Consider the following 21,051-nt stretch of genomic DNA (forward strand, 5'->3'; position numbering starts at 1 on the left):
CAGATCGGGTGCGAGGAGGAACCGATGATCGAACTAGAAAAACTCAACGAATTCACCGAAAGCCATGGCGCATTGCGCACCGGCAAGGGACTGGTGTCGGGCGTGATTGCGCTCACGCTGGCCATCCTGTGCTTTCTGGGCGTGCTGGCCTTTCACTTTCCCGAGTACCTGACCACGCCACAGCTGCGCAAAAGCTACGACGTGACGGTGATCCGCAACATCATGCTGGTGGCCATGGCGATTGCGGGCGGCATCTCGCTGGTCAACATTGTGTTCAACCGCGCCCGCTGGCTGGCCACCTTTGCGTTTGCCATCGTGGCGATCACTGCGCTGCTGGGCGGCCACAAGGTGGAGGTGGACCCGAACTTTCCCGACAACACGCCGTACATCGGCCTCGACTGGTTCATCCTCGACCTGCTGGGCAGCTCGCTGATCTTCATCTTCATCGAGAAGCTGTTCGCGCTGCGCAAGGACCAGCCCATCTTCCGCGCCGAGTGGCAGACGGACTTTCACCACTTCATCGTCAACCACATGGTGGTGGGCTTTGTGCTGTTGGCCACCAACCTCATCGTGCACAAGTTCTTTGGCTGGGCGGCCAGCGACGGCATTCGCGGCTGGGTGCAGGGCCTGAACTTCTGGGTGGCGCTGTTCCTCATCATTCTGGTGGCCGACCTGGTGCAGTACTGGACGCACCGCGCCTACCACGAGGTGCCGCTGCTGTGGCGCTTGCACGCCGTGCACCACAGCGTCAAAAGCATGGACTGGATGGCCGGCTCGCGCCAGCACATCCTGGAGCTGCTGATCACCCGCACGTTGGTGCTGGCCCCCATCTATGTGCTGGGCTTCAGCAAGGAAGTGATCGATGCATACATCGTGGTGGTGGGCTTCCAGGCCGTGTTCAACCACGCCAATGTGAGCGTGCGCCTGGGGCCGCTGCGCTACGTGCTGGTCACGCCCAACTTCCACCACTGGCACCACAGCCAGGACCAGGAGGCGCTGGACAAGAACTACGCTGCGCACTTCGCGTTTCTGGACTACCTGTTTGGCACTGCCGTCAAAAGCACCAAGCTCTGGCCCGAGCACTACGGCGTGCTGGGCGACTACGTGCCCAACGGCTTTGTGAAGCAGTTCAAGTTTCCGTTCACCTGGAAGGGGTGAGGGCTCCTCATTGACTGAGACGCTGTCTCAGGGCATGGCCGCCAGCTCTCGCTCCAGCACCCGCAGTTGCTCGCGCAAAGCCTCGGTCCGTTCTTCACACGCGGCTTTGGCATCGGCGGCTTTTTCCGCGCCCTCCTGCACAAACTGATTGCCTGCCGGCAGGTTGCCGCGCCGCAGCGGGCCCGCCGTCGCTACGGCGCCGGGCGGGGCGGTGCATTCGCGCTGGTTGCGTTCGACAGCGGCGCGGGCCTGCGGGATGCCCTGAGTCTGCAGGTAGTTCTTGCGCTGCCAGGTGGGGCCAAATGCGCCCTCGCCCACGGGTGCTGCTAAGGGCTGCACCGGAGTGGCGCCACGGGTGGTGGGGCGCACGTCGATCTTCTCGCCCTCCCCCACACAGGGTGCGTCCTGGAACGACACCTTGCCGTTGGCATCCGTGCATTTGTTGATGGCCCACGCCGGGGGCAGGCAGCCCAGCGCCAGGGCACAAAGGGCGTAGCGGATCAAAGTCATGGTGTCTTCCTTGGCAGGTCCATGCCGCATGCTACCGCGATGCGAGGAGCGGCCGGCAGGCAACGCCGAGTGCAGAGGCAGACAGCGCCGCTGGAGGTATGCACCTGTCCCTAACATGACGCCTCCCCGGTACAAACCCGGTGCGCACGCTGCGTGCTGCCCTCCTACCATCGCCGCTCGCTGGGGCCGCTGTGGCCCGTTCTGAGCAGGAGACACCGCGTGATGACTACCCCGAATGTGAATGTTGAGCCCGCCGAGCAGCGACTGCCCCTGGCGCGCCGCCGCAGCCTGGTCTTGGCGCTGGCGGGTGGCGCCGCCCTGGCCAGCCTTCCAGCGCGCGCACAGTCCACTGCAGGCGGCAAGGGAGACGTCCTCATTGGCCGATCTACCGCGCTGTCTGGCGGCATGGCGCCGTTCCTGTCGCCCATCCACGAGGGGCAGGAGGCCGCTGTGGAGGACGTCAATGCCAAGGGCGGCATCGGTGGCCGCAAGATCCGGCTGGTGTCGCTGGACGATGGCTTTGACGCCCGCCGTGCGCTGGACAACGCCAAACAGCTGAGCGAAAAGGACGGGGTACTGGCGCTGTTTGGTGTGGCCGGAACCTCTCAGGTCATGACGCTGCTGCCCTACCTGGCGCAAGCCAAGCTGCCACTGATCTCGGTGTACACAGGCAGCCCTGCCGTGCGCGCGCAGCAGCACCCCTACCTCTTCACCACCCGCGCCAGCTATGCCGACGAGCTGGTGAAGATCGTGCGCAACCTGGTGGCCGTGCAGACCTCGCGCATCGCCGTGGCTTACGAAAACAACGATTTCGGCAAGCTGCTGCTGCCCCTGGTGGAAAAGACGATTGCCGCCGAGGGTGCTGCGCTGGCCGGCTCGCACGCACTGGCCTCTTCGGGTGAAGACGCGAACGCTGCTGCCAAGGCCCTGGCCACACAAAAGCCGCAGGCCGTGCTGCTGGTGGCGGCAGGCCCGTCCGTGGTGGCCTATGTGCGGGCCAACCGCGCGCACCTGGGCGTGCCCATCTATACCTTGTCGCTGGGCGCAGGCAGCGCCGTGCTCAAGGCGCTGGGCGACGACGCGCGTGGCCTGGCCGTGGCGCGCACCGGCCCGTCCCCCACCAAGCCCACCATTGCGCTCACGCGCGACTTCCAGGCCTCCATGAAGCGCCACGACAAGCCGGCGGACTACGACCGCTATACCGGCTACATGGACGCACGCGTGCTCATCGAAGGCCTGCGCGCCGCAGGCCCCGGTGTCACACGCGCCAGCCTGGTCACGGCCATGGAGGGCCTGGGCAACCTGGACCTGGGCGGTTTCAGCTACCAGTTCAGCCCGCAGAACCACCATGGGTCCAACTACGTGGACATTGCGGTGGTGGGCACGGGCGGGGTGTACCGGCAGTAAGCGCCGCATCAGCAGTCGCTGGCGGCTTCGGCGCCAGCGGGTCTGCAGGACATGGCACACAGCGTGGCCGTGCCGCAGTCACCACCACAGCGCCACGCAAAGGCACCACCCGGCTACTAGGTGCAGCGGGCTGCGTCCCTCCCGGTGAGTTGTGCTGCCAGAACAACAAAAACCCGCACCTTGGGTGCCATATCTGCCATGTTTTTGCGAATAGTTCGCATTTGTATTTAAAATTTTACAAATTCCAGCCAGCCGTGCATCCCGTCGGAGGAGCGTTGCCAGCCAGCCTGCCAACGCATTTCCCCCAGGAGCCCTCTCATGCACGCACCCCGCAGACACCTTGTCTGTGCCCTCCATCCGCTGGCGGTGGCCGCCTTCCTCGCAGCCAACCTAGCGGGCACCGCCAGTGCCCAGACCACCGCCGGGTCACCCGCAGATACCACCGAGACCTCGCCTGCAGGCGCCACCCGCACCGACCAGATCGTGGAGCCCAAGGCGCTGGACAGCGTCACCGTGTCGGGCGCGCGCGAGAGCGCATCCACCCGCCTGCAGCTCACCCCACGTGAAACGCCGCAGTCCGTCAGCACGGTGACGCGCGCGCAGATCGAGCGCCAGTCGCTCACCAGCATCGACAGCGTGCTGCGCAACGTGAATGGCATTGCCGTGAGCTTCTACGACACGCAGCGCCCGCTGTACTACGCGCGCGGCTTCCAGGTCACCGACTTCCAGACCGACGGCCTGCCCAGCTACAGCAGCAGCACCAACCAGGAGTTCGACACCGCGCTGTACGAGCGCATCGACATCGTGCGCGGTGCCAACGGCATCCAGACCGGCGTGGGCGTGCCCTCGGCCACCATCAACATGATCCGCAAGCGCCCGCAGCGCGAGTTCGCCGCGTCTGTAGCGCTCACCGCCGGGTCGTGGAACCTGTACCGGGGCGAGCTGGACATCAATGCACCGCTCAACAGCGACGGCAGCGTGCGCAGCCGCCTGGTCGTAGCCCCGCAGAAGAAAGAGAGCTTCCGCGACCGCTACTCCGAGGACAAGACCGCCCTGCTGGCTGCGGTAGAGGCCGACATCGGCCCATCCACCGTGGTGTCGGTGGGCTACCAGCGCCAGTCCAACGACCCCAAGGCGCCGATCTGGGGCACCATCCCGCGTTTTGCCACCACGGGCGTGCCCATCGACCTGCCGATCTCCACCAGCTTCTCGCCATCGTGGACACGGTGGGAGCGCACCTCCGGCACGCTGTACGCCACGCTGGACCACCAGATCAACGACGACTGGAGCCTGAAGGCCGCACTGAACCACACCAAGGGCGACACCTTCCGCCTGAGCACCTACGGCTATGGCGCCACCACCAGCCAGGCCCCCTTCATCAACCCGGTGACTGGCGCAGGCACGACCCTGTATGCCTCCGTGAGCGGCGGCAGCGAAACGCAGGACACGGTGGACGCCTACCTGTCGGGCAAGTTCGAACTGGGCGGCCGCAAGCACGACCTGGTGGTGGGCATGAGCTCCACCCGCACCGCCACGCGCACCGATGGCTACACCTCGGTGGCGGGCTGGAGCTACGTGATCCCCAACATCTACACCTGGGATGGCAACGCGCCCGCGCCCACGTATTCCAAGACCGGCGCCTGGCGCACACAGATCACGCAGCAGACGGGCCTGTTCGCCTCGGCACGCTGGCGCTTGGCCGACCCGCTGTCGGTGCTCACCGGCCTGCGGCTGACCGACTGGCACCGCCACTCCGACACCTATGGCACCACGGGCGCCTATGCGGGCCGCTCAGCCATTCAGGACGAGAACCGCAAGGTCACGCCCTTCATCGGCGCCGTGTACGACATCACACCCACGCTGTCGGCCTACGCCAGCTACGCGCGCATCTTCAACCCGCAGAACTACAAGGACCGCAACAACAATCCGCTGTCGCCCGTCATCGGCAGCAATGCCGAGGCCGGCCTCAAGGCCGAGCTGTTCGAGCGCCGCATCCAGGCCCACTTTGCGGTGTTCCAGACGAAGCAAGACAACTTCGGCATTCGCGACAGCGCCATCACCACGCCGCTGCCCGACGGCACCCTGCCCTACGTGGCCGTGAACGGCACCAAATCCACCGGCTTCGAGCTGGAGTTCGCAGGCATGGCCACCCGGCAGTGGCGAGTGAGCGCGGGCCTGACCCGCGCCAAGGTCACGCGCGCCCCCACCGACTTGATCTACGCCAACATGCCCGACTACCTGCTGCAACTGGGCACGGACTACCAGCTGTCGGGCGCGCTGGCACCTTTGTCGGTGGGCGGCAATCTGACCTGGCAAAGCGCCATCGAGGGCTTCAACATCCCGCACCCCAGCGGCACGGTGACGGTGAAGCAGTCGCCCAAGGCCATCCTCAACCTGCGCGCGTCCTGGCAGTTCAACCCCAAGGTGAGCGCCACGCTGGCGGTGAACAACGTGACCAACCAGAAGTACTGGGCCAACCTGGACTACGGCAACTATGCCGACCCGCGCAATCTGAGCGTGACCTTGCGCGCAGCGTTCTGACCGGCCGACCAGCAACACAAGAGGGAGAGAGGGAGCGACCGGGGCTTGCGCCGCAGCGGCATCGCGCCGTGCGGAGCAGGCCCCGGGTCAGCCGGGGGACAATCACGCCTTTGTCCCTTTTGATGCCTCCCCGTGTCCCTTCCATTTTTTGACGCCATCATCATCGGCGCCGGCGCTGCCGGCCTGTTCTGCGCGGGCCAGGCGGGCCAGCGGGGCCTGAAGGTCTTGCTCATCGACCATGCGGACAAGGTGGCCGAGAAGATCCGCATCTCGGGCGGCGGGCGCTGCAACTTCACCAACCGCGACCTGGACCCGGCCGCGCCGCACAAGCACTTTGTGGGGCAGAACCCGCAGTTCTGCCGCTCGGCGCTGTCGCGCTACACCCCCGCCGATTTCATCGCGCTGGTACAAAAGCACGGCATCCCGTTTCACGAAAAGCACAAGGGCCAGCTGTTTGCCGACCGCTCGGCCGAGGACATCATCGCCATGCTGCTGGCCGAGTGCGAGGCGGGCGGCGTGACCCGCTGGCAGCCCTGTGGCGTCAGAAAAATAGACTTTTTGGCCTCAAGCGCTAGTGAATCATGCCGAGGCAGCTATCAAATTGATACTGATCGCGGTCCGGTGTCGGCGGGTGCGCTGGTCATTGCCACGGGCGGCCTGTCCATCCCCAAGATCGGTGCCACCGACTTTGGCTACCGGCTCGCGCAGCAGTTCAACATCCCGCTCGTCGAGCGCAAGCCGGGCCTGGTGCCGCTGACCTTTGATGGCGCGGGCTGGGCGCCGTATGCGCAGCTGGCAGGGCTGGCGCTGCCGGTGCAGATCAGCACGGGTGCCAAGAAGTCCCGCATGGCGTTTGACGAAGACCTGCTGTTCACCCACCGGGGCCTGTCGGGCCCGGCGGTGTTGCAGATCTCCAGCTACTGGCAGGAGGGCACGCCGCTGGCCATCAACCTCGCGCCCACGGTGGACCTGCCCGCCGCGCTGGCGCAGGGCAAGGCCCGCTCGCGCAAGCTGGTGTCCAACGAACTGGCCACCCTGGTGCCCAGCCGCCTAGCCGATGCCTGGGCCAGCCGCGAGGCCGACTGGCAGCGCCCCATCAACGAAGCCAGCGACAAGGCCCTGGCACGCCTGGCAGAGCAGCTGGCGCGCTGGGAGCTGACGCCCACGGGCACCGAGGGCTACAAGAAGGCCGAGGTGACGCTGGGTGGCGTGGACACCAAGGCGCTGTCGCAGCAGACCATGGAGTGCAAGGCCCAGCCGGGGCTGTACTTCATTGGCGAGGTGGTGGACGTGACAGGCTGGCTGGGCGGCTACAACTTTCAATGGGCCTGGGCCAGCGCATATGCCTGCGCGCAGGCGCTGCCACTGCCACAGGCAGAGCCTGCGGGCGCTGCGCACTGACGGCCCCGTAAAAGTCCCTCAGACCAGCACAGCGGCCTCCCGCACCGGCGCGCCCGAGGGCTGGTGCTGGCAGGCCCAGGCCTCCAGTTCCGGCACGGGCAGCGGCCGGCTGAAGTGGTAGCCCTGCAGTTCCTCGCAATCCAGCGCACTCAGCACCTGGGCCGTGGCCAGGTCTTCCACGCCCTCGGCCACGATGCGCAGCCCCAGTGTGTGACCCAGCGCGATGATGGCGCGGGTGATGGCCATGTCGGCAGGGTTGGCGAGCATGTCACGCACAAAGGATTTGTCCACCTTGAGGCGGTCGATGTCAAAGCGCTTGAGGTAGGCCAGGCTGGAATACCCGGTGCCGAAGTCGTCGATGGACAGTTGCACACCCAGCGCCTTGAGCGCCGCCAGTTGCTGCTCGGCCGCATGGGCGTTGTCCATCAGCTGGGATTCGGTGATCTCCAGCTCCAGCCGGTGCGCGGGCATGCCGGTGCGCAGCAGCAGTGCCTCGATGTCGGTGACCAGCGCGGGGTCGGACATCTGCGCGGCCGACAGGTTGACCGAGATCGACACCCGGGCCAGCGGGTGCAGCGATGCGGCATCGCCCACGCCCGCGTCCAGCACCAGCTGCTGCCAGCGCACCCACTGCTCGCAGGCCTGTTGCAATACCCAGCTGCCGATGGCGCGGATCATGCCGGTCTCCTCGGCGATGGGGATGAACTCGCTGGGCGGTATGGAGCCCAGCACCGGGCTGGTCCAGCGCAGCAGCGCCTCCACGCCCAGCAGCTGGGCGCCCTGGGCGCTCAGGCGGGGCTGGTAGTGCAGGCTCAGCTCGTGGCGCTCCAGCGCGCGGCGCAGTTGCTGCTCCATGGTCTGGCGAGCCACGGCGCGCTGGTCGGTCTCCATCGAGTAGAACAGCGCCATGTCGCGGCCGGTGGTCTTGGCCTCGTACATGGCGGCGTCGGCGCGGCGCATGAGTTCGTCGATGTCGCTGCCATCCTCGGGGTACACGGCAATGCCCACGCTGCAGGACACATTCAGCTCGTGGCCCTCGACCGGATGGCTCTGGCGAATGAGCGGGATCAGCCGCCGCTCCACCAGCTGCTGCACGTCTTCTCGCCCGGCCACGTCGCGCATCACCACCACAAACTCGTCGCCGCCCAGGCGGCTCACGGTGTCGCGGCTGCGCACGGCCTGCGTGAGGCGCGCGGCCACCGAGCGCAGCAGGCCGTCGCCAATGTGGTGGCCCAGCGTGTCGTTGATGGCCTTGAAGCGGTCCAGGTCGATGAACAGCACCGCGACCTTTTCGCCGGTAATGGGCGCCTGTGCCAGCGCCATCTGCAGGCGCTGCACGCACAGTGACCGGTTGGGCAGCTCGGTGAGCACATCGTGGTGCGCCAGGAACTGGATGCGCTCCTCGTTGAGCTTGCGGTCGGTGATGTCGATGGCGATGCCGATGTGGTTGGCCACCGCACCGCCCTTGCCCTCGCGCACGGCCGACACCATGAGCCAGGCCGGGTAGGTCTCGCCCGAGCGGCGGCGAAACCGCACCTCGCCCTGCCACGACTCCTTGTCGAGCATGGTGCGCTGGATCTGTGCGGACAGCGGCTCGGTGCCCGACTCTTCCAGCAGAAAGCCCAGGTCCTCGCCAATGACCTCGTAAAAGTCGTAGTGCGTGCTGCGGCAGAACGCCTTGTTCACGCTGATGATCTGCTGCTCGGCGTTCATGATGATGATGCCCTCGGACGAGGCCTCGAACACCTTGGCCCACAGCTCCAGGCGCTGCTCCATCACCTTGAGCACGTTGATGGGCGTGAAGGCGGTGAGCACCGAATCGCGCCCCTGGAACTGCAGGCGCCGTGCCGACAGCACGGCCCAGGAGGGCTCGGGACTGCCCTTCCAGCGCACTTCAAATTCATCGACCGATCCCTGGTCCGCCAGGCGCTGGAAGAACCGCGCGCGCACGCCGGGCTCCAGCCCCACGGCCCAGGGGTCGGTCTTGCGGCCACCCAGCCAGTGGGCGGCGGGCGCGTTGGAGTGCAGCACCTCATGCTCGGGGATGGACGTGACGACCATGGGGATGGGGAAGGCCTCCACCAGCTCGCGCTGCGCCTCGGCCGCGCGGGCGCTGGCGGCCAGTTCCTGCTGCAGCAGGCGGTCGCGGTCGAGCTGCGACAGCATCTCGTTGAACGCGGTGACCAGGCGGCCGATTTCGTCGCGGCTGTTCCACTGCGCGCGCAACGTGTGGTCGCCGCTCTTGCGCACCTCGTCGGCCACACGGGCCAGTTGCTGCAGCGGCTTGGCGATCTGGCGCGCGACCAGGGTGACGAGCGAAAGGATGCAACCCAGCAGCACCAGCGCCGTGCCCAGGTGCAGCCACATGCGGGCAAACAGGCTGTCGGCGCGCTGGTTCAGCAACCGCTCCAGGTCCACAATGCCCACCGACCACGCATCGCGCAGCGCGCCCAGCACGAGGGCCTCCTGCACCCCCACTTGCGCCACCGTCAGGCGCGACTCGCCCGATGCAATGCCCTGCAGCAAGGCCTGAAAGCCCTCCTGCGCCGCCTTGAGCGCCTCGCGCTGGCGCACCAGCGCAGCCCGCATCTCGGGCGAGCCCGCGATGAACGCCTGGTTGTAGTCCGACTCGATGCCCAGCATCACCGCATCCAGCCGCCCCACCAGCGTCAGCAGCTCGGACGACCACTGCGGCCCGCGCCGCGAGGGCGCCGCGTTCAGGAAGCTGACGGTGTCATGCACCGCCTGCAGCAGCTCGGGAAACCGCAGCACCACCAGCGACATCACGTAGTAGCTGTCCAGGTCCGGGTCCAGGATCAGGTTGGACTGGTTGCCCACGGTGGTGAGCAGCTCGCGCCCCTCGCGCAGCAATTGGCTGCGCTGGCGGGTGAGCGTCTGCAGATCGACGGTGGGCGAGCCCCCCGGGGGCGACCCCGCCAGCTGCTGCAGCGCCACGCCAAACCGCTGGGCGACATCGGCGGTGCGCAGCTGCTCGTCGTGGGCCGCGCGCACGGCCTCCAGCCGGGTGAGCACGTCGGCCACCAGGGGCGGTTGCTGCGACGCGTCCAGAAACTGCCCCATCAGCCCGTCGCGCACCACCGCCGCATAGGTCGTGCCCACCACCTCCTTGCGCGTGAAGTCGATCGCCAGGTACTTTTCGTGGATCAGGATGCTGGAGACGTAGATCACCGCCGTCAGGTCCAGCAGATAGATGAGCATGAGCTTGCGGCCCACACTGAGCCGGCCCAGCCAACCCGATACGCGGTGCATGAATGCCATGGTGTCTGCGGCGGGGCTGCCCGGGCGGATGGCCAGGGCTCCCCACCGGTGATTAGGAGCGTTACAACATGAAGCAACTTCCGCGCCATTGCGGTGCAGTCCGTCTGAAAGCAGCCCGCCCAGCGCCCTGCCCACGGGCACGCGCCCACCCCTTGCGCCATGGGCGTGGATAAAGGCTATAATCTCCGGCTTTGCTGGCAATGCCCCGTCGGCCAAATACTAGTTACAGACGGGGAAACCGCTTTGTACGGACTTGAGGCCCGATCTCCCCAAGCCCCTCTGCAGGCACCATTTGGAAAACATTAGCTAATGACTACGATCCGCGTAAAAGAAAACGAACCCTTTGACGTTGCCCTGCGCCGCTTCAAGCGCACCATTGAAAAGCTCGGCCTGCTGACCGACCTGCGCGCCCGTGAGTTCTACGAAAAGCCCACCGCCGAGCGCAAGCGCAAGAAGGCTGCGGCCGTGAAGCGTCACTACAAGCGCGTTCGCAGCATGCAACTGCCCAAGAAGCTGTACTAAGTACCGCTTTGGCACCGTCCTGATACGGAGTGCCGACAAACCCGCGCTAGGGACGCCAAGCGCGGGTTTTTGTTTTTGGGGTTTGCCAAAAGGCTTTCTGGCGTCGTTGCAACGCCTTGCCGTAGCAGCACTACTGTCTGCGGCGTTGACGCCTAGCCAGAAAGCCTTTTGGCAAACCCCTGTTCTTGTCTAAAACCAACCAAGGAAGCCGCCATGAGCCTCAAGGACCAGATCACCGAAGACATGAAAACCGCCATGCGCGCCAAGGACAGCGAGCGCCTGGGCACCATCCGCCTGCTGCAGGCCGCGATGAAGCAGAAGGAAGTGGACGAGCGCATCACCCTGGACGATGCCGCCGTGGTCGCCATCGTGGACAAGCTCATCAAGCAGCGCAAGGACTCGATCACCGCGTTTGAAGGCGCAGGCCGCCAGGACCTGGCCGACAAGGAAAAGGCCGAGATGGCTGTGCTGCAGGCCTACCTGCCCGAGCGCATGTCGGCCGAAGAAACGCTGGCCGCCGTCAAGGCCATCGTGGCCGAAGTGGGTGCTTCGGGCCCCGGCGACATGGGCAAGGTCATGGGTGTGGTCAAGACCCGCCTGGCCGGCAAGGCCGATATGGGCCAGGTGTCGGCCGCCGTGAAGGCGGCACTGGCGGGCTGATCGCCCCTGCGGTCGTGCCCACGGTACGACCGATATCTTTTTGATAGCTGCTAGCGCTTGTAGCACGGGCGCTTGCAGCTATTTTTGCTTCAACCTGGGGCGTTTGCACCCGCTCCGGCCTCTACGCCCCGCACCGCCCACCCCGCGCGGAAATACGCCTGCAGAAACTCCACGCACACCCGCACCTTGGCCGAGCGCTCCAGCCGCGTGGGGTACACAGCCCAGATGTTGGCCTCCTGCTGCCACTGCGGCAGCACCTGCACCAGGCGCCCCGCCTGCAGGTGCGCGCCCACATCCCACAGCGAGCGCAGTACCACGCCGCGCCCATCCACCGCCCACTGCACGGCCATCTCGCCGTTATTGGCCGACAGCGGGCCGCGTACCTTGACCGATTCTTCCTGCGCACCGCTGCGCAGACGCCACACGCCAAACGGGTGGTCGCGCTCCTTGATCACCAGGCAGTCGTGCGCCGCCAGGTCGGCCACCGTGCACGGTGCGCCCTTGCGCTGCAAATACGAGGGTGCTGCGCACAACACACGGTGGTTGTCGGCCAAGCGGCGGGCGATCAGGTGTGGCGCAATCTCGTCCCCCACGCGCACGTCCAGGTCAAACCCTTCGCCCGCCACGTCCACCAGCCGGTCAAACACCTCCAGCCGCACCTGCAGCCCCGGGTGCTGCTCCACCAACCGCGACAGCGCGGGCGCCACGATCTGGCGGCCAAAACCAAAGCTGCTGCTCACCCGCAGCAGGCCGCGTGGCTCGCTGCGCGTCACCGCTACCTCCTGCATCAGCTGCTCCATGTCGTCCAGGATGCGCTGCGCCCAGTGGAACACCCGCTCGCCCTCCTCCGTCACCGCCACGCGGCGGGTGGTGCGGTGCAGCAGCTTGACCTGCAGGTCCTGCTCCAGCAGACGGATGCGCTTGCTCACGTAGGCGGGTGAGGTGCCCAGCTCGGTGGCCGCGCCGCCAAAGCTGGCCTTGCGCACCACGGCGGTGAACACACGCAGGTCTTCGGCTGCAGGATTTTTATGCACGATTTGTAAATAATGAAGCCACAGTCGGCGGATTGTAGTTTTCAAAAGCGCTGGGAACAATGCATGCCAAACCGCTGGCTGCGCCTTGCAGCAGCGCTCCTCCCCACACCGCAAGGACTGCTTGATGACCTCTTCCGCCGCCCCTAAAACCTACCGCATCGCCCTCATTGCCGGAGACGGCATTGGCAAGGAGGTGATGCCCGAAGGCCTGCGTGTGGTGCAGGCTGCTGCAGCGCGTTTTGGCATTGCTCTTGAAACCACCGCCATCGACTGGGCCAGCTGCGACTACTACGCCGCGCACGGAAAAATGATGCCCGATGACTGGAAGGCACAGCTGTCGGGCATGGACGCCATCTTCTTCGGCGCCGTGGGCTGGCCTGCCACCGTGCCGGACCACGTGTCCCTGTGGGGGTCCCTCCTCAAGTTCCGCCGCGAGTTCGACCAGTACATCAACCTGCGCCCGGTGCGCCTGTTCGAAGGTGTGCCCTGCCCGCTCGCGGGCCGCCAACCCGGCGACATTGACTACTACGTGGTGCGCGAGAACACCGAGGGCGAGTACACGTCCCTGGGCGGCCTCATGTACGAAGGCACCGACCGCGAAATCTGCATCCAGGAATCCGTCTACTCCCGCCATGGTGCCAACCGCCTGCTGAAGTTCGCCTTCGACCTGGCGCAGAGCCGCGCCAGGAAGCACGTGACCCTGGCCACCAAGAGCAACGGCATCGCCATCAGCATGCCCTGGTGGGACCAGCGTGCCGACGATGTCGCCAAGGACTACCCCGAGGTCACGCTGGACAAGCAGCACATCGACATCCTCACGGCCCGCTTTGTGCTGCAGCCTGGGCGCTTTGACGTGGTGGCCGCCACCAACCTGTTTGGCGACATCCTCAGTGACCTGGGCCCGGCCACGACCGGCACCATCGGCCTGGCCCCCTCCGCCAACCTGAACCCCGAGCGCAGCTTCCCCAGCCTGTTCGAGCCCGTGCATGGCTCGGCGCCCGACATCTACGGCCAGAACATCGCCAACCCGATTGCGATGATCTGGTCGGGCGCGCTGATGCTGGACTTCCTCACGCAAGGCCAGGGTGCGGGCCGCGCGGCGCACGATGCCATCGTCAACGCCATCGAAGAAGTGATCAAAAGCGGGCCGCGCACGCCGGACCTGGGCGGCACGGCCAGCACCACGCAGGTGGGACGGGCCATTGCGGAGCGGGTCACCACAGCCGCATAGCGGCACCGAAGCTCGGAAACTTACCGCTGACAATGAACGGCAGGTCGCCAGCGATAACTTCACCCAGCTACTACTTCAATTCCGGTTGAGTAAATAGAAATCTGCCCATAACCAATTATTTTGAATGAGATCCAAAATGAAAATCGCCACCACCATCGTCTACATCAGCGCCATGGCATCGGTCGCCATCGGCAACGCCCATGCATGCAGCTGCAGCCTGGCCTCCGCAGAAAGAGATGGCCCACAAACCACGATCATATTCAAAGGAATTGCAACAGAAGGACCCACTGATATCACTCAAGAAGCAGATTATTATAAATTTTCACCCACAAAAATATACAAAGGCGATCAAGGAAAACCCATCACCATCTACAGCCCAAGGAATACCTGCGGACAGTTTTTTCAAAAAAATACAGAGTACATGGTGTTTGCCCATAACAATAAAGGCAAGTTGACCACCAGCATCTGTCGTTCATGGCCTATTTCGGCAAGGTATTCATCCAATACAAAAGAAGTTGAAGAATATTTCGACAAGAACAAGTAGCCACTCTCAGACCCAACACCCACCGGACTCCCCGCCATGCCCATGAAGTCACCCGCCCCATTGCCCGCCGAGGAAATCAGCAGGGCAGAGATCATCGAGAACTGGGCACTGTTCCTGGCAGTACTCGGGACCATTCCCTGGGCGGTCTATCTCATCAACGATGTCTTTCCGCGCTGGGACATCCGCTTCATGAAACTCGGAATCCTGATTTTCAGCATCATCATTCCACCCCTGGCGATCTGGAGATTGGTGGGTATCCTGGCTCAAAAAATCTATCCTCCGAAAAATCCGCCCGTCCATCTCCATAAAAAATATTCAGCAGTGAGCAAAAGCACGACAAGTCATGATATTGGCTTCATCGCAGGCACCCCGGTTCACACCCGCAATGGCTTGGTGTCCATTGAGAAAATTCGCGTAGGTGATTGGGTCTGGACCAAGGCAGAAATGGGTGCCGAACTGCTGTGCAAACAGGTTACAAAAGTATGGGAATTTCCAGAACAACCCGCGCTGGCCATACAAGTGATCTTGAATGAAGATCGCATCAAGCGGCTTTCAGTACCGGATGAACAACTCGCCACACGAATGATCATCATGGGAGCCAAGCAACCTCTGCAAACCATGATGGGTGGCTGGATGGAAGCAGAAAGAATAGGCCGTGGCGAATGTCTAGGGATAAAAAATGAGGGCTATGCGTATGTTTCGGCCTCGGCCGCCGCTGTTTTAAAAACACACAATCCTCTTCATGGACTGCACTCTACGGATGATGCACCGGACTGCGGCTGGGGCCAGTTGATTGATTTCACTCGCTATCCGCATGTGGACTTCAGCCAAGCCACTGTGGAATTTGATTCATTTGAGGAAAGCTATCTTCCACCAGAGATGTTGCACCCCACATACAGCATCGAGGTGGGAGACGGCGGTATTTTCTTCGTTGGTGATCTACACAGCCATCAATCACCCCAAGCGCAAACAGAAGGCCTTATTGCACGCTGCGCCAAACGTATTGGGTCAGACACCAATTAAAGCAGGATTTGAAATGGAATCCAGCACGTAAGATAAATTCCAGAACCCTACAAAGAATGGAATAGACGCAATGATTACCATCGGAAGCCTGGATGAACTTGAGTCACCTTGGGTATCTTTTGTTCTATTTCATTTTTGATGTTATCCATTATTGCCACAAGAATTTTTCTTAGAGAGCTAAATGGGTGAGCGATCAGGCTGCTGAAATAATGCGCCATCTTCACCCAACCCTCCGACCGACTCAGGGCCGACGCAGCAAGCGCTGCTGGTGGACAAGACTTGCTGGAGTCGATTGCGAAGGCCATTCGCCTGCGGGTAAACAGCCATCACCCGGCGACACCCCGAACTGGGCCGTGATGTGAGCCTGCGCGCGCTCCGATGCTGCGGCGGCACTTCGCAGAGGTGATCAAAAGCGGCCCGCGCACGCCGGACCGGGGCGGCGCGGGTGGCGCGGCACTGAGCCACGGCCTACGCTCAAACGCTTCTAATTCAATAGCTTAAAAAGCATACCCACCGCGCGGTAACGGCCTTTTTTGCTTGAAAAAACGGGTTATGTGGCAATGTCCTCGTGCAGACAGAGGTAGTTGCCCTCGGTGTCCTTGAACCACGCGGCCTTCTCGGCGCCCAGCACACACACGTGATTGACGGTCTTGAGGCCCGGGAAGTCGTAGTCCTCGAAGACCACCTTCGCGCGTTTCAGTGCCTCGATGGTAACGGCGATGTCGGCCACCTGAAAGCTGATGGCCGTGTGGTCGGCCTTGGTGCCTTCCGGCTTGGGGAACAGCGCCAGCGTGCTGCCCCCCACCGCATAGACAAACTTGCCATCGGGCCGGAACCCGCCGGGCTTGAGCCCCAGACAACCCTCGTAGAAGGCGCGGGCGCGGTCCATGTCCATCACAGGCAGCATGGTGGTTACGGAGGCATCGGACAACATACCTGGTCCTTTCGCTCAATCCGGCCCCGGGCCTTGCAGCCCCCTGGTGCACACCAGGCCCCGGTCCGGGCCGTCTGACCGGTGGTGCAGTGTAGGCCGATCCCCGCCGCCTCACCAGTGCAAGCAGTGCAGGCTGTGAGGAGGACCGCCCCCGTCACCCCCCATGGGGCGGCACCCGGAAGTTCTCGCTGATGTGTTTTTCCGCCCGCGCGAGGGCGGCACCCAGCGCCCGCAGCCACCGCCCGCCCAGACGCCGCACCCGCCGGGGCCAGCGGCCCCCACGGCCCAAGTGCTGTGGCACAACCCCCGGCGGCTGGCAGGCGTGGGATTGGCGGGTCGTGCTTTCGGGGTCCAGACGGGTGGGATGCAACATGGCCCGCATGCTCGGGCTTGGCGTACCATCTGTAAAGTTGAATTCAATGAAGCCTTAATTCATAAAAACTGATGCGCAACTTCAACCTGGACCACCTGCAGACGCTGATCGCCATCGCCGACCTGGGCAACTTTGCAGCTGCCGCGCAGGCGCTGCACCTGGCGCCGCCCACCGTCAGCCTGCACATCAAGGAACTGGAATCGCGCCTGCAGGCCGACCTGGTGGTGCGGGGTCGGCGGCAGGCCGAGCTGACCCCCGCCGGCGAAGTGCTGGTGCAGGAGGGGCGCCAGCTGCTGCTTGCCTGCGACGATCTGATGGAGCGCGTGCGCCGCCGCGCCTCGGGGCGCGAGGGCATCGTGCGCGTGGGGGTGTCGGCGGGCGTGAGCACGCGCCTGCTGCCGCGCATGCTGGAAGCGCTGGCGGCGCGCTGCCCCGGGGTGGAGATCCGGCTGGAGGCCGTCGGATCGGCCGAGTCCATGCAGCGGCTCAAGGCAGGCACGCTAGACATTGGCATCATCGCCAGCCCCCAACCACCGTTGGCCGAGGTACGCCAGACCCCTTGGCGCAACGACCCCATGGTGGCGTTGCTGCCCGCCGCCTGGGACGCGCCTGAACAGGTCGGCCCCGACTGGCTGGCCACCCGCCGCTGGGCGTCGTTTGCGCCCGCCACGCAAATGCACGGGCTGATTGCCAACTGGTTTGGCCAGGCGGGCCACCACCCGCGCCCCTTTCTGGCGCTGAGCTACCCCGGCGCGCTCAAGAGCCTGGCCGTGGCCAGCCAGTGCGCGGCGCTGCTGCCGATGGAGGAAGTGGAGGACCTGCAGGGCACGCCCGATGTGCAAATCCGCCCTTTGCAGCCGCCGCTCATGCGCCCCATGGCTGTGGCGCACCGCCACCAGCCACCGCCCTCACCTGCGGTGGAGGGCGTGCTGCAACTGCTGGCCGAATTTGCGGATTGACGCCCCGGCCAAGCCGCCCGCCGCCAGCGTGTTGCCCCAACCCTGCATGGGTAAGAAAAGCCGCTGCGATGCACGCCGGCTATTCAGCGGGCCAGCACCTCGCCAAAGACTTCCAGCGCCTGTCCATTCAGCGCTCGCAGCGTGTCCACCGGGTCCACCGCCTCGCCCAAGGCCAGCGCACCGCTGCGCTGGTACGCCGGGGCCATCAGGCGCTGCGCGGCCTCCAGCACCAGGGGCGCCGTGACAGCATAGATGTCCTGGCCGCGCACACCGGCCGTCCGCACCACGCCGTTTTGCACCAGCCGCACCACCAGCTCAAAACGCTGGGCCGACCGGCCGCTGCCATCCACCGCCGTGGGGGGTGGGGTGCTGGCATCGCGGATGTCGGCCAGGGCCGAGCGGTTGATGAGCGAGCGGATGGTGTTGGCCTGCAGGTGGTGGGCCAGGGTGATGGTCTCGCTGAACGGCAGCTCGACCATGGCATAGGTCGCCAGGGGCGCGGAAAAGGTCCAGTCAGGCACATCAGCCGCGGGCACCAGCGGCACCAGGCGCCCGCCCTGCACCACCTGGCGCGGCGCCTTGTTGCGCTCGCCTGTCAGGCGCGTGCCTTCGGTGGGCCACCAACGGTCCAGCCCCATGGCGACGGTGACCTCGTCGATGGGGCCGGGCGCGGCGAGCGCGCTGGCCAGCAGGTCAGCCAGGCCGCCATAAAAACCGGCGGCGGGCACCACCACACGCCCGGCGGCCACGGCGGGTGCATGCAAATCGGCAAAAGTGGCCTGGGCGCTGGGCTGCTCGGCGGTCACGTCGATGTAGTGGGTGCCCGCCTGCAGCGCGGCCTGCGCCACCGGGGTGGCCGTGTCCATGAAGGGCCCCGCGCAGTGGATGACCACGCCACAACCGGCAAAGGCCTGCACCAGCGCCGCCGGGTCGTCCAGCGCCGCCACGCGGCACTCCACCCCCGAGGGAAACAGCGCAGCCAGCCGGGCGGCATTGCGCCCCACGGCCACCACGCGCAGGCCACGGCGCAAGGCCTCCTGCACCACAAACTGGCCGGTATGGCCGCTGGCACCGTACACCGCGATGGAAGGAACAGAGGATGTCATGGAGAACCTTTCGGGAAAGAAGTGGAGGAGAAAATTGACGATACAGACCTGTCTGTTGTTTGAAGATTACAGACAGGTCTGTATCATGTCAAGCATGGCTGCACATTCTTTTTCCCATCCCCTCCCGGCAACCGCGCCCGGCACCCGCCCCAAGCCTGCGTCACGGCGCGCTGCGACGGCCTCCAGCGAGCCCGTGCAGGACGTGCGCGAGCGCATCCTCGACACGGCGTCGGGCCTGTTCTACCAACGCGGTGTGCGCGCCGTGGGGGTGGACCTGGTGGTGGCCGAAGCGGCCGTGGCCAAGACCAGCCTGTACCGCTACTTCCCCACCAAGGACGACCTCATCGTGGCGTTTCTGGAGCGTGAAGACGTGGACTTCTGGGGCCTGTGGGATGCGGTGGCGGCGCAGCATGCCAACGACCCGGCCGCCGAGCTGCAGGCCCATATGCAGTGGATCGGCGAGCGGCTGGGGCGGTCCAACTACCGGGGCTGCCCGCAGATCAACGTGGCGGCCGAATTTGCCGAGCAGGACCACCCGGCCCGCTTGGTGGCCCGGCAGCACATGGTGACGCTGCGCGGCCGCCTGCACGGCATTGCCCAGCGGCTGGGCGTGCCCCAACCCGAGGCCCTGGCGGCCCAGCTGGCTGTGCTCATCAATGGGGCTTTTGTGAGTTCAGGCCTGCTCAGCGGCGAGGAGGCAACACCTGTGCTGCAGGCCGCAGTGCAGGCCTTGTTGGCGGGTGCGCAGGCAGGTAATACGTAGCGCAACAACTGCTCAAAAACAAAAAAGGCCCTCGTTCTTCGCGAGGGCCTTTTTGCATCAGCGTAGCCCTTTTGCTGCGGCTGCGCTACGAGCCAAACATCAGCTCCCCGCCACCTTCATGCGGTTGACCAGGATGGAGCCCACGGTCTTGGCGCCGTAGTTGTAGGCGTCGGCGCCCACGGCCTCAATGCCCTTGAGCATGTCCTTCAGATTGCCCGCGATGGTGATCTCGTGCACGGGGAAGGCGATCTTGCCGTTCTCCACCCAGAACCCGCTCGCGCCGCGCGAATAGTCGCCCGTCACGTAATTCACGCCCTGGCCCATCAGCTCCACCACAAACAGGCCCGTGCCCAGCTTTTGCAGCATGGCGTCCAGGTTGTCGCTGGCCTGGGTGAGGCGCGAGGTCATCACCAGGTTGTGGGAGCCCCCGGCGTTGCCCGTGGTCTTCATGCCCAGCTTGCGCGCCGAGTAGCTCGACAGGAAGTAGCCTTCCACCCGCCCGCCCTTGACCACCTTGCGCGGTGCCACGCGCACGCCTTCTTCGTCAAACGGCGAGCTGCCCTTGCCACCCAGGATGAACGGGTCTTCGAGGATGTCGATGTGCTTGGGGAAGACCATCTTGCCCAGCGAGTCGAGCAAGAAACTGCTCTTGCGGTAGAGCGCGCCGCCACTCACGGCCTGCACAAAACCACCCAGCAGGCCTGCGGCCAAGGTCGATTCGAACAGCACGGGGCATTGCGTGGTGGGGATCTTGCGGCTGCCCAGGCGGCTCAGCGCGCGCTGCGCGGCGTAGCGGCCCACGGCCTCGGGCGATGCCAGTTCGGCGGCATTGCGCATGGAGCTGTACCAGGCATCGCGCTGCATCTCGCCGTTCTTGCCGGGCAGGGACGCAATAGGTGCCACCGAGAAGCTGTGGCGCGAGCTGGCATAACCACCGCGAAAGCCGCGCGTGTGGGCGCTGAAGAAATGGCTTTGCTGGGCGGACACGCCAGCACCTTCGCTGTTGGTGATGCGGCGGTGTGTCTTGAACGCAGCGGCTTCGCAGGCCTTGGCCATCTCGGCCGCTTCTTCGCTGGTGATGGCCCAGGGGTGGAACAGGTCCAGGTCACGGTGCGTGTCGGCCGGGGCGATGTCATCGGCGTCCGGCAGGCCTGCCATGGGATCTTCAGCCGTGAAACGGGCGATGTCGTAGGCTGCCTGCACGGTCTGCTCGATGGCCTTGTTCGAGAAATCGGAAGTGCTGGCATTGCCACGGCGTTTGCCAAGGTACACCGTCACGCCCAGCGATTTGTCGCGGTTGCGCTCCACGTTCTCCAGCTCGCCCTTGCGCACGCTGACCGACAGGCCGCAGCCTTCAGACGCCTCGGCGCCAGCGTCGGTGGCGCCCAGCTTCTTGGCATGCGCCAGGGCGCGGTCCACCAGCTCTTCAAAAAACGGGCGGCTGTAGCTGAAGCCGCTGTCGGGGGTGCGGGAGGTGGCTGCTGTGGGCGCAGCAGCCAGCGCGCCGGGGGTGCGCGGGGCGCGTTTGGAGGGTTTATTCATAGCGGCGGCTATGATACTTGCCACTTTGGCGCACTCGCTGCCACCTCTCTCTTTGCCCCCACCC

The 21,051-nt window shown here is 65.1% G+C and carries 17 protein-coding genes; 11 read left to right on the top strand and 6 right to left on the bottom strand.

Going from position 1 to position 21,051, the window contains the following annotated elements; translation table 11 throughout:
- The first annotated feature begins 24 nt into the window (after positions 1 to 24).
- Entirely contained in the window at positions 25 to 1,158 is a 1,134-nt protein-coding gene (locus tag ACOYR4_RS16865) for a sterol desaturase family protein (RefSeq protein WP_015015166.1), read from the top strand.
- Positions 1,159 to 1,185: 27 nt separating this feature from the next.
- Here ACOYR4_RS16865 and ACOYR4_RS16870 read toward each other — a convergent pair whose 3' ends face one another.
- Positions 1,186 to 1,668, bottom strand: a complete 483-nt coding sequence (locus ACOYR4_RS16870) for a DUF4124 domain-containing protein (RefSeq protein WP_422847389.1) — start codon at positions 1,666 to 1,668, stop codon at positions 1,186 to 1,188.
- Positions 1,669 to 1,890: 222 nt separating this feature from the next.
- Between ACOYR4_RS16870 and ACOYR4_RS16875 the strand changes: the two genes are divergently transcribed.
- The 3 genes from ACOYR4_RS16875 to ACOYR4_RS16885 all read left to right on the top strand — a co-directional run bounded on the left by ACOYR4_RS16875 (position 1,891) and on the right by ACOYR4_RS16885 (position 7,017).
- The gene (locus ACOYR4_RS16875) at positions 1,891 to 3,075 is read left to right on the top strand and encodes an ABC transporter substrate-binding protein (RefSeq protein ID WP_422847390.1); all 1,185 of its coding nucleotides are present in this window, start codon (positions 1,891 to 1,893) and stop codon (positions 3,073 to 3,075) included.
- A 318-nt stretch (positions 3,076 to 3,393) separates the two neighbouring features.
- Positions 3,394 to 5,616, top strand: coding sequence for a TonB-dependent siderophore receptor (locus ACOYR4_RS16880; protein WP_422847391.1), 2,223 nt, complete (start codon positions 3,394 to 3,396; stop codon positions 5,614 to 5,616).
- 132 nt (positions 5,617 to 5,748) lie between these two features.
- Positions 5,749 to 7,017: an NAD(P)/FAD-dependent oxidoreductase gene (locus tag ACOYR4_RS16885; protein ID WP_422847392.1), complete on the top strand. Its 1,269-nt coding sequence runs from the start codon at positions 5,749 to 5,751 to the stop codon at positions 7,015 to 7,017.
- Between the two features lie 18 nt (positions 7,018 to 7,035).
- Here the strand turns inward: ACOYR4_RS16885 and ACOYR4_RS16890 are convergent, their stop codons facing one another.
- On the bottom strand, positions 7,036 to 10,296 hold the full coding sequence (locus ACOYR4_RS16890) for an EAL domain-containing protein (protein WP_422847393.1): 3,261 nt from the start codon (positions 10,294 to 10,296) through the stop codon (positions 7,036 to 7,038).
- A gap of 309 nt (positions 10,297 to 10,605) precedes the next feature.
- Between ACOYR4_RS16890 and rpsU the strand changes: the two genes are divergently transcribed.
- Positions 10,606 to 10,818, top strand: a complete 213-nt coding sequence (rpsU, locus tag ACOYR4_RS16895) for a 30S ribosomal protein S21 (protein ID WP_007833691.1) — start codon at positions 10,606 to 10,608, stop codon at positions 10,816 to 10,818.
- A 213-nt stretch (positions 10,819 to 11,031) separates the two neighbouring features.
- Positions 11,032 to 11,478 carry a GatB/YqeY domain-containing protein gene (locus ACOYR4_RS16900; protein WP_015015172.1) on the top strand — a complete coding sequence of 149 codons (447 nt, stop codon included), beginning with the start codon at positions 11,032 to 11,034 and terminating at the stop codon, positions 11,476 to 11,478.
- Positions 11,479 to 11,567: 89 nt separating this feature from the next.
- Here the strand turns inward: ACOYR4_RS16900 and ACOYR4_RS16905 are convergent, their stop codons facing one another.
- Positions 11,568 to 12,512 carry a LysR substrate-binding domain-containing protein gene (locus ACOYR4_RS16905; RefSeq protein WP_422847394.1) on the bottom strand — a complete coding sequence of 315 codons (945 nt, stop codon included), beginning with the start codon at positions 12,510 to 12,512 and terminating at the stop codon, positions 11,568 to 11,570.
- A gap of 124 nt (positions 12,513 to 12,636) precedes the next feature.
- Between ACOYR4_RS16905 and ACOYR4_RS16910 the strand changes: the two genes are divergently transcribed.
- The 3 genes from ACOYR4_RS16910 (at position 12,637) to ACOYR4_RS16920 (ending at position 15,310) form a co-directional block, all read left to right on the top strand.
- Complete coding sequence (locus ACOYR4_RS16910; RefSeq protein WP_422847395.1) at positions 12,637 to 13,743, top strand: tartrate dehydrogenase; 1,107 nt, start codon at positions 12,637 to 12,639, stop codon at positions 13,741 to 13,743.
- Between the two features lie 136 nt (positions 13,744 to 13,879).
- Positions 13,880 to 14,287, top strand: coding sequence for a hypothetical protein (locus tag ACOYR4_RS16915; protein ID WP_422847396.1), 408 nt, complete (start codon positions 13,880 to 13,882; stop codon positions 14,285 to 14,287).
- 36 nt (positions 14,288 to 14,323) lie between these two features.
- Positions 14,324 to 15,310, top strand: coding sequence for a hypothetical protein (locus tag ACOYR4_RS16920; RefSeq protein ID WP_422847397.1), 987 nt, complete (start codon positions 14,324 to 14,326; stop codon positions 15,308 to 15,310).
- A 550-nt stretch (positions 15,311 to 15,860) separates the two neighbouring features.
- On the opposite strand, the gene ACOYR4_RS16925 is transcribed toward ACOYR4_RS16920, so the two are convergent.
- Complete coding sequence (locus ACOYR4_RS16925) at positions 15,861 to 16,244, bottom strand: VOC family protein (RefSeq protein ID WP_422847398.1); 384 nt, start codon at positions 16,242 to 16,244, stop codon at positions 15,861 to 15,863.
- 444 nt (positions 16,245 to 16,688) lie between these two features.
- Between ACOYR4_RS16925 and ACOYR4_RS16930 the strand changes: the two genes are divergently transcribed.
- Positions 16,689 to 17,576 (top strand): LysR family transcriptional regulator, encoded by an 888-nt coding sequence (locus ACOYR4_RS16930; protein ID WP_422847399.1) that lies wholly within the window; start codon positions 16,689 to 16,691, stop codon positions 17,574 to 17,576.
- An 83-nt stretch (positions 17,577 to 17,659) separates the two neighbouring features.
- Here ACOYR4_RS16930 and ACOYR4_RS16935 read toward each other — a convergent pair whose 3' ends face one another.
- Positions 17,660 to 18,682, bottom strand: coding sequence for a saccharopine dehydrogenase NADP-binding domain-containing protein (locus tag ACOYR4_RS16935; protein ID WP_422847400.1), 1,023 nt, complete (start codon positions 18,680 to 18,682; stop codon positions 17,660 to 17,662).
- 94 nt (positions 18,683 to 18,776) lie between these two features.
- Here ACOYR4_RS16935 and ACOYR4_RS16940 point away from each other — a divergent pair, with 94 nt between their 5' ends.
- Positions 18,777 to 19,445, top strand: coding sequence for a TetR/AcrR family transcriptional regulator (locus tag ACOYR4_RS16940; RefSeq protein WP_422847401.1), 669 nt, complete (start codon positions 18,777 to 18,779; stop codon positions 19,443 to 19,445).
- A gap of 99 nt (positions 19,446 to 19,544) precedes the next feature.
- Here ACOYR4_RS16940 and pmbA read toward each other — a convergent pair whose 3' ends face one another.
- Entirely contained in the window at positions 19,545 to 20,987 is a 1,443-nt protein-coding gene (gene pmbA / locus ACOYR4_RS16945; protein ID WP_422847402.1) for a metalloprotease PmbA, read from the bottom strand.
- Positions 20,988 to 21,051 lie beyond the last annotated feature (64 nt).

Origin of the sequence: Acidovorax sp. M14, assembly GCF_049331375.1 — a bacterium.
In the GTDB taxonomy this organism is placed as follows: Bacteria; Pseudomonadota; Gammaproteobacteria; order Burkholderiales; family Burkholderiaceae_C; genus Acidovorax.

Coding starts and splice junctions, on each gene's coding strand:
- ACOYR4_RS16890 (WP_422847393.1), bottom strand. CDS start 10,296: ATGGCATTCATGCACCGCGTATCGGGTTGGCTGGGCCGGCTCAGTGTG.
- ACOYR4_RS16880 (WP_422847391.1), top strand. CDS start 3,394: ATGCACGCACCCCGCAGACACCTTGTCTGTGCCCTCCATCCGCTGGCG.
- ACOYR4_RS16920 (WP_422847397.1), top strand. CDS start 14,324: ATGCCCATGAAGTCACCCGCCCCATTGCCCGCCGAGGAAATCAGCAGG.
- ACOYR4_RS16865 (WP_015015166.1), top strand. CDS start 25: ATGATCGAACTAGAAAAACTCAACGAATTCACCGAAAGCCATGGCGCA.
- ACOYR4_RS16935 (WP_422847400.1), bottom strand. CDS start 18,682: ATGACATCCTCTGTTCCTTCCATCGCGGTGTACGGTGCCAGCGGCCAT.
- rpsU (WP_007833691.1), top strand. CDS start 10,606: ATGACTACGATCCGCGTAAAAGAAAACGAACCCTTTGACGTTGCCCTG.
- ACOYR4_RS16870 (WP_422847389.1), bottom strand. CDS start 1,668: ATGACTTTGATCCGCTACGCCCTTTGTGCCCTGGCGCTGGGCTGCCTG.
- ACOYR4_RS16925 (WP_422847398.1), bottom strand. CDS start 16,244: ATGTTGTCCGATGCCTCCGTAACCACCATGCTGCCTGTGATGGACATG.
- ACOYR4_RS16930 (WP_422847399.1), top strand. CDS start 16,689: ATGCGCAACTTCAACCTGGACCACCTGCAGACGCTGATCGCCATCGCC.
- ACOYR4_RS16940 (WP_422847401.1), top strand. CDS start 18,777: ATGGCTGCACATTCTTTTTCCCATCCCCTCCCGGCAACCGCGCCCGGC.
- ACOYR4_RS16910 (WP_422847395.1), top strand. CDS start 12,637: ATGACCTCTTCCGCCGCCCCTAAAACCTACCGCATCGCCCTCATTGCC.
- ACOYR4_RS16900 (WP_015015172.1), top strand. CDS start 11,032: ATGAGCCTCAAGGACCAGATCACCGAAGACATGAAAACCGCCATGCGC.
- pmbA (WP_422847402.1), bottom strand. CDS start 20,987: ATGAATAAACCCTCCAAACGCGCCCCGCGCACCCCCGGCGCGCTGGCT.
- ACOYR4_RS16875 (WP_422847390.1), top strand. CDS start 1,891: ATGACTACCCCGAATGTGAATGTTGAGCCCGCCGAGCAGCGACTGCCC.
- ACOYR4_RS16915 (WP_422847396.1), top strand. CDS start 13,880: ATGAAAATCGCCACCACCATCGTCTACATCAGCGCCATGGCATCGGTC.